This is a genomic window from Yersinia aldovae ATCC 35236, from assembly GCF_000173735.1.
GTDB lineage: Bacteria > Pseudomonadota > Gammaproteobacteria > Enterobacterales > Enterobacteriaceae > Yersinia > Yersinia aldovae.
The window spans coordinates 1-7,997 of sequence record NZ_ACCB01000066.1 but is presented as its reverse complement, the minus strand read 5'-3'; the positions used below and the strand labels follow the sequence as shown (position 1 = coordinate 7,997).

Below are 7,997 nucleotides of genomic sequence, written 5' to 3'. Positions count from 1 at the left end.
CGGTTCATCCAATGTGTTGATTAATGCGCTTCCTGGCGCTGTGGCAGGCGGAAGCTCCGCGTCGTCCTCGTTGATTGGAATGACTGCGGTGGTCACAGGCTCCGGAACCGTATTTATCAATCAGCTTCCGGCCGCGCGGGTGAGTGATGTTGCTGGAGATGGCGCTGCTATTGTGTGCGGATCGCCCAACGTCTTTATAGGCGGCTAATAGCAATGTTACTCGTATTAACCTGGCCACGGATGTCGCAACAGTTTCAGCTCAATGATGCGATTACGGAGACAAATGCTATCTGTTTCAGCATGGAAAAAGGGGAGTTCTCTCCCCATTCTATGGGGGATGGGCAAAATGAAGTGCGGTTTTATCGGCATTTATCTGAATTCATGATCGTTAATCACAGCAGTGATTTTATCTGCATGATCAATGGCAAAGAATTAAGCCCCGGTGAGCACCATCCTTTGTCGTTAGGTGCAGAGATCAAGTTTGGTCATTTTGTGATAACCGCCAAGAAAGCATCGGGGCAGGCCGCAGGTAAGAGCTTTACCGACAACTTGGTCATGCTAGATCAACCCTCGGTATACGATGCGACGGACCTTCCTGAGATTGAAGATATTTTATCTCATGGTGGTCACTACATCTCTTATTTTGATGACGTTAATGAGGTTCAAGCTCACGGGCGGCAGGGGCCGGATGTTCTGAAAACGTTGGAGCTGGAGTACAAGCGGTTTTTACTGTGGGGCGAGCAGGGCCGGGAGTTTTCCGAAAAAGACCAACAGCAGGCGACGAAGCTGTCTGCCAATGATGGTTTTCTGGAGAATATAAGGGAATGTGTAAAAGATAAAACGCTGACGGAATGTATTTTAGATTCCGGCGGGCTTATCGAAAAAGTGACCAAAGAATTAAGTGTCATTGATTACCTGGAAGCATCCCACAGTGAAGAAAAAGTAGACTTACTAAAGATACTGGCACCGGAACATATCATAACAAAAGAAAAAAGCAGTGTGCCGGCACTGGTATTTCAGGAACTCTATAAGTTAGGGCTAGATAGCCATTTATAAATTTGGATATGGATATAACAATATAATGAATACAACCAACTTAAATGAATTACTGAAAAGTCGTTCATTAGCTGAGATACAAGCTGATGTGATTGCCAAGCTGAAAACCAAACCAACCGATACTGATGCTCGAGAGTTATTATTCAAGCTCTATTGCCTTGGCGGATTATGGCAAAAAGCGCTACTGCAACTTGAGACATTGACAAAACTGGCCCCAGATATGACTAAACGGGCTGAACTCTATAAGAACCTGGTATTGAGTGAAAAGTTGCGTGAAGAGGTATTGGCAGGTAAGCGTGAACCCGGCACGTTAGGTAACCCCCTGCCCGAATGGGTAGCACTGATGTTGCAAGCCAACCAGCAGTGGCACGAAGGTAATTATTTAAAAAGTGAGGAGTTGCGTCAACAGGCGTTATCACAAGCACCTGAAAGTGCTGGAGAAAATAGTTCGGCAACGCCATTCTCCTGGATCGCTGATAGCGATGGACGCATCGGGCCAGTTTGTGAGTTTATTAGCGCAGGAGGTTACCGTTGGGTTCCCTTTGCTGACGTGCAGCTAATGACCGTCTCCAAACCTCAAAATATTACTGATTTGGTCTGGGCTCCGGCACAACTTACCGTGAATGATAAAATTTGGTACGGTTATCTACCTGCTCGTTATCCGCTGGCAGCCGATGCTGATAATGACACCAAGCTGGGCCTTAAAACGGAGTGGGATCAGCCAGCAGACTCGCTCTATATTGGCTCCGGGCGTAAAATGTTTATCACCGACCAAAATGAGTACGCATTATTTGACATTGAAGAATTTAGATTTGATGTTGAAAAATTCGGGTTTGGCGAACAGGCTAAGTAATGGAAAAGAAAAGACAGTTTTTGCCTGCCCTGTTAGAGCGTTTACTCGATGATGAGCCTAAAAAGTTGTTAGAGCCTCATGATAAGTTTTTTTACGACTCTCGCACGATGCGAAAACTGGTACAGCGGAATATCGCTGAAATCTTAAATAATGCCAATATTGACGACCGGCTTGATGAGCATCGCCATAAATGGGTGGCAAAGTCGGTATTAAACTACGGTATTGCGCCACTCGTGGGGCGGCATTCAACGCCTCATAACTGGATGACTATTGAGCGAATTATCCGCGAAGCAATCATTCGTTTTGAACCGCGGATCATTGCGCAATCTCTGGTGGTGAGTCAGCAACATAATGCCAGAAATGGCATTGTGCAGTTCGAAATTAGGGGGTTGATTGAGTGGGATCCGAACCCTATCGACCTGTGTGTCGAAGGAGCCTATGACGTTGAAACTGACCAGGCGGAGCTTAGAGCGCGTTAGTCAGCCTTGACCGGGGAATAACGTTGTTTTGTTAATGTATAAATAAGTATGGCAATACGGGGAGCCAGATGTCGATGGCTCCCCGTACTAATTAATTGACCTCAATCCAATATCTGAATTGATGGATAATCATTATTTACTTTTATCCTGAATGCCAGCCGTGACCAAATTATTATTATCCACTTGCGGTAGCCCTGTTTCTACCGAAGAAGATAGTAATCCAGTGGTGGTGTAGCTAAATAGCTTCTTACGCGTATCCGTGATGTCGAGATTGCGCATAGTCAACTGACCGATACGGTCATCCGGTGAGAATACAGAATCACCTTTCTCCATCGTCAGGCGCTCTGGTTGGTAAGTCAGATTATCAGACACGGTATTCAGGATGGAATAGTCATTGCCGCGACGCAATTCCAGTGTAACTTCACCGGTAATTTCGCTGGCAACCCAACGCTGTGCCGAGTCACGCAGCATTAGAGCTTGTGGGTCGAACCAACGGCCTTGATACAGTAAGCGGCCCAGAACACGGCCATTAGCATGGTATTGCTCAATGGTATCTTCGTTATGAATGCCGGTCAGCAGGCGCTCGTAAGCGATGTGCAGCAACGCCATCCCTGGGGCTTCGTAAATACCCCGGCTTTTAGCTTCAATAATACGGTTTTCAATTTGGTCGCTCATGCCCAAACCATGACGGCCACCGATGCGATTGGCTTCCATCATTAGCTCAACGCTATCGTCAAACACCACACCATTTAATGCAACCGGGTAACCGTGCTCAAAACGGATAGAGACTTCTTCCGCTTTCACTTCCACATTTTCGTCCCAGAACTTCACGCCCATAATCGGGTTAACGATTTTGACGCTGGAGTTCAGGAATTCCAGATCTTTGGCTTCGTGCGTGGCCCCCAGGATGTTGGAGTCAGTGGAGTAGGCTTTCTCGGTCGACATTTTGTAATCAAAACCGTGCTGAATCATAAACTCTGACATTTCGTGGCGGCCACCTAATTCATCAATAAAATCGGTATCCAACCACGGTTTATAAATCTTCAATTCAGCATTGGTCAACAGACCGTAACGATAAAAACGCTCGATATCATTGCCTTTATAGGTGCTGCCATCACCCCAGATGTTCACATCATCTTCTTTCATCGCAGCGACCAGCATGGTACCGGTGACGGCACGACCCAGAGGGGTGGTGTTGAAGTAAGTTACACCCGCAGTCGTGTTATGGAAGGCACCACATTGAATGGCTGCAATTCCCTCAGCAACCAATTGTTTACGGCAATCAATCAGGCGGGCTTTCTCTGCACCGTACTCCATTGCTTTGCGCGGAATGGCATCGTAATCCTCTTCATCAGGCTGACCCAGATTGGCAGTATAAGCGTAAGGAACGGCACCTTTTTGCTTCATCCACAACAGTGCTGCGCTGGTGTCCAAACCACCGGAGAAAGCAATACCAACACGCTGATTAATAGGAAGGTGTTTGAGAATAGTTGTCATCAATTAAATCCTGTATGAATGAGGTCTGTCTGGAAAGATTTCAATGCCTACATTGATATCGCAAAACCGGTAGTAGAGTCAAAGGTATTTTGCATATTTATGTGCATTTTGTTGCATAACTATTTTATTGATATTTAAATGAAATTTCGTTTCATTTAAATAGATCTTCTGTTCTGTTATTATGTCGGCATCGATTTTTTATCGCGTATGACGCGTTAAAATTTAAAGCGGGAAATCGCCATTGTAAATCAGCGCATGGGCATGTTTCACCATAGTGGTGGAAAGCGTGGAGGGATGCAAATGGACATGATTTCAGGAACTATTAAGTGAAAATCTTTCGCGAAAGCGCATGGTATAAAAAGCGAAAATCCTACCGGATACTGTTTTGGCGTGAGATAACGCCGCTGGCGATTCCGCCGTTCATTGAAGGGTTATGTGTGCTGCTAATGGGAGTGTTTAGCACACTGTTGGTCAGTTGGCTGGGCAAAGAAGCCATGGCGGCGGTGGGGTTAGCGGACAGCTTTAATATGCTGATTACGGCCTTTTTCGCTTCAGTTGCGCTGGGAACGTCGGTTGTGGTGTCATTCAGCCTGGGCCAGCGTAAACGTAAGCAAGCACAAACGGCGGCCCGTCAATCTATCTCTTTATTAGTATTAATCTCATTACTATTGGTGTTCTTCGTTCACTTTTTCGGCGAAAGTATTATTGATCTGATGGCCAGCCAGGCTGATCCCGCCGTTAAAGTAATGGCACTGACCTATTTGCATTTGACGGTGTGGAACTATCCGGCGATGGCGATAACCCTGGTAGGATGTGGCGCATTACGCGGCGCGGGTAATACCCGGTTGCCGATGTTTATCAACATTGCGATGAATATTCTCAATATTACCATCAGCAGCGTGCTGATCTACGGTCTGTTTAGCTGGCAGGGATTGGGTTTTATCGGCGCGGGCATTGGTATTACGCTTTCCCGTTATTTAGGCGCGCTAGTGGTGGTGTTCGTGCTGATTTTTGGAGCCAGTAACACCTTACGCATTCCGTTTAAAGCCTATTTTATGCCCTTCACCTCGGCCATTATGTTTGAGGTTTTGAGTATTGGTATTCCGGCCAGTGTTGAGTCGGTGATGTTTAATATAGGCAAACTGATTACTCAACGCTTTGTGGCTGGAATGGGCACAGAAGTGATTGCCGGTAACTTTATCGCATTTTCCATTGTTGGGCTGATCAACTTGCCAGGCAATGCGCTGGGCTATACCTCGACGATTATTATCGGCACCCGCTTGGGGAAAGGGCAGATTTTACAACCGATCCGCCAACTTAAGCATATTTTCTGGCTATCCACACTTGGCGTCTGTTTTATTGCGCTATTGTCGATACCCAGTGCGGGATTACTGGCCGCGTTGTATACCAACGAAGCGGGCGTTATCAATGTAGTTAAACACCTGATCTGGATAAATGCGCTATTTATGCCAATTTGGGCCGCAGCTTGGGTGCTGCCCTCCGGCCTGAAAGGGGCGAAGGATGCCAGTTACACCATGTGGGTGGCTCTGGCAGGGATGTGGGGGTGCCGTATTATCGCCGGTTATATCCTGGGCGTGACATTAGGGTTTGGTGTCACGGGCGTCTGGATGGGGATGTTCCTCGACTGGATAGTACGCGGCGTACTGTTCTACCGTCGGATGTCCACTGGCCGTTGGTTATGGCGTTATCGGCCTGCGGCTTGATAGTTCGTTTTACGCTATCAGCGCTAAAACTGTTGTCACCAGATACAAGCCAACGCCAAAGCTGGTATGCACAATCAGGCTGCGTAATCGGGCGGTAGCCGCAAATACCACAATCGGCGTTGCAACTTTTTGCTGAGATGGCAGAGCTTACCGGTTTGTCTATTGCTGATGCATCGCAACATTTACAGCATTTAAAGCGTGCTGGTTTTGTGCTTGGGCGGCGGGAAGGAAAGCATGTGTTGTATCGGTTGGGTAATGGGCCGATAGTGCCGCTGTTGGGTGTTTTACAAGATTACGCTGTGCATAACCACTCAGAAATTCGTGAGCTGGTTGCTGATGTTTTCCGTCGTCGTGAACAATTGGACGCTATCAGGCAAGATGAGTTATTACTCCGGATGCAAGAGGGCAGCGTTATCCTGCTGGCCGTGAGGTAGAAACCCGTGTGCTCGATAAATAACTCACCAAAGTGGGTGAAACAGCTTGCCTGGCAGTTCTTTATGGTAAGACGATTTTTTCAGTAAATGGGTTAGTACATCAAAGTGATCGGTTTGAGCCAAATTATTAAGCATTTCCCACGATTGGTCGATAACGGTATAAGCAGAATGTTATTCATTATTTCCGAATGACTTAATTCGCCTTGTTATCGCTCATTAATTATTACTCTCATTGGGGAATCGATGGATAATTTTCAAAAAGAGATTGAGGAGAGAACCAATCTCACTTCATCAAATCGGTTTGAACTGTTGCTGTTCCGGTTAGGAGCCTCCGCAGACGAAGGTCGGTCCGAGTTATTCGGTATCAACGTATTTAAGCTACGTGAAATCGTACCGATGCCTACGCTGACCAAAGCGGCGGGGATGGCCTCTCCGATGATGGGAATAGCGAATATCCGTGGTGAGATAATTCCAGTGATAGATCTCCCTGCGATTGTTGGCTGTGTACCAAAGACGGGGCTAAATATTTTACTGGTAACAGAATATGCCCGGAGTACTCAGGCATTTGCTGTGGAATCGGTTGACGACATTGTCCGCCTTGAATGGAGTCAGGTACTTGCTGCGGAATCGGGCGTTAAGAGCCGCAATATCACCAGTATCGCGCGTCTGGATAACGATAAAACGAGTAACAGGTTAGCGCTGGTACTGGATGTTGAGCAAATTCTATACGACATCATGCCCGCCAATAGCCATGTTCAGATCGATAGCGAAAAAACTAAGGCGTTTGATCTGAAACCGGGCGCGGTTGCTATTGTGGCTGAAGATTCCAAAGTTGCTCGCTCAATGCTAGAGCAAGCATTGAAAATGATGGATATCCCTGCCGTTATGCATATCACTGGGCTTGAGGCATGGAATAAAATCAATAAGATGGCGGAAGCCGCACGAGCGGAAGGCAAGCCTATCTCAGATAAAATCGCTTTTGTGTTAACTGATTTAGAAATGCCGGAAATGGATGGGTTTACCCTGACACTGAATATTAAACGTGATGAGTTCTTGAAGAATATCCCGGTGATTATCCACTCTTCGCTTTCCGGCAGCGCCAATGAGGATCATGTCCGCAAAGTTGGTGCCGATGCATATGTAGCAAAATTTGAAGCTAACGAGTTGGAAGCCGCGATCCACAGTGCGCTTGACGCCAAAAAAGTGTTTAACTCTTAATAATCCCATCAATTTCTGCGGCCTTTTCCTAAATGCTTTTGCGGGTAAGGATAGGCCGATGACTCCCCTTATTCTTTTCGGCCTTTTAGGATGAATCTTGCTATTAAATGCAGTCCAGAGCAATGGGGCTAAATCTATTTTAATCATTGTGCTTTTAGTGCAGAATAGCTGTGTATTGATATTATTTATTGTAACTAATGAATGCTTAAAAGGATTTTACTATGGCGAATAATATTTTTCTGACTATCTCTGGAAACCGCCAGGGGTTAATATCTTCTGGGTGCTCGACGCTAGAATCGATCGGGAATAGATATCAGACAGGTCATGAGGATGAGATATTTATTTATAAGTTATCGCATAATATAAGTCGTGCAGAAAATGTTATGCATAATCCTATTGTCTTTGTTAAACCTTTGGATAAATCATCACCTTTATTGGTTGTGGCTATTTCTGAAAATGAGTTATTAAATTTAAAGTTTGATTTCTATCGCACCTCACAAAATGGTGCTCAAGAGAAGTATTATACTGTGGAGTGCAGAGAAGCCACCTTAACAGACTTAAATATTCATTATCCGCACAGCTTAACCCATGTTGCCTCTCAACCAGAAGAGATTATCTCTGCACGTTATAAAGATATTATTTGTCAACATCACACCGCGGGTACATCGGGCTACAGTGTATGGGGCGATAGAGTATTTTGATTCGGTAATGCCTCTTTTATTCAAATGAGAAGAGG

The 7,997-nt window shown here is 45.8% G+C and carries 9 protein-coding genes; 8 read left to right on the top strand and 1 reads right to left on the bottom strand.

All coding sequences use genetic code 11. The features are described 5' to 3' along the window. The 4 genes from YALDO0001_RS20460 to YALDO0001_RS18615 all read left to right on the top strand — a co-directional run. Positions 1-208, top strand: a 208-nt coding sequence (locus YALDO0001_RS20460) for a PAAR domain-containing protein (protein WP_042840549.1), incomplete at its 5' end; no start/stop codon positions are given. A 5-nt stretch (positions 209-213) separates the two neighbouring features. Next, positions 214-1,056 carry a TagK domain-containing protein gene (locus YALDO0001_RS18625; protein ID WP_004705506.1) on the top strand — a complete coding sequence of 281 codons (843 nt, stop codon included), beginning with the start codon at positions 214-216 and terminating at the stop codon, positions 1,054-1,056. 25 nt (positions 1,057-1,081) lie between these two features. Then, positions 1,082-1,909, top strand: a complete 828-nt coding sequence (locus tag YALDO0001_RS18620; RefSeq protein ID WP_004705505.1) for a type VI secretion system accessory protein TagJ — start codon at positions 1,082-1,084, stop codon at positions 1,907-1,909. Then, positions 1,909-2,388, top strand: coding sequence for a type VI secretion system baseplate subunit TssE (locus tag YALDO0001_RS18615; RefSeq protein ID WP_042548426.1), 480 nt, complete (start codon positions 1,909-1,911; stop codon positions 2,386-2,388). The genes YALDO0001_RS18620 and YALDO0001_RS18615 overlap by 1 nt, the downstream gene beginning before the upstream one ends. A gap of 132 nt (positions 2,389-2,520) precedes the next feature. On the opposite strand, the gene argG is transcribed toward YALDO0001_RS18615, so the two are convergent. Beyond that, complete coding sequence (gene argG / locus YALDO0001_RS18610) at positions 2,521-3,885, bottom strand: argininosuccinate synthase (protein ID WP_004705504.1); 1,365 nt, start codon at positions 3,883-3,885, stop codon at positions 2,521-2,523. A gap of 326 nt (positions 3,886-4,211) precedes the next feature. On the opposite strand from argG, the gene YALDO0001_RS18605 reads away from it, so the two are divergent. From YALDO0001_RS18605 to YALDO0001_RS18590, 4 genes are all read left to right on the top strand, one after another. After that, entirely contained in the window at positions 4,212-5,609 is a 1,398-nt protein-coding gene (locus tag YALDO0001_RS18605) for an EmmdR/YeeO family multidrug/toxin efflux MATE transporter (RefSeq protein WP_004705502.1), read from the top strand. Positions 5,610-5,746: 137 nt separating this feature from the next. Beyond that, positions 5,747-6,043, top strand: a complete 297-nt coding sequence (locus YALDO0001_RS18600; RefSeq protein WP_186367070.1) for an ArsR/SmtB family transcription factor — start codon at positions 5,747-5,749, stop codon at positions 6,041-6,043. 243 nt (positions 6,044-6,286) lie between these two features. Further along, entirely contained in the window at positions 6,287-7,261 is a 975-nt protein-coding gene (locus tag YALDO0001_RS18595; protein ID WP_004705500.1) for a chemotaxis protein, read from the top strand. 221 nt (positions 7,262-7,482) lie between these two features. After that, positions 7,483-7,962 carry an Hcp family type VI secretion system effector gene (locus YALDO0001_RS18590; protein WP_042840547.1) on the top strand — a complete coding sequence of 160 codons (480 nt, stop codon included), beginning with the start codon at positions 7,483-7,485 and terminating at the stop codon, positions 7,960-7,962. Positions 7,963-7,997: the final 35 nt, after the last annotated feature.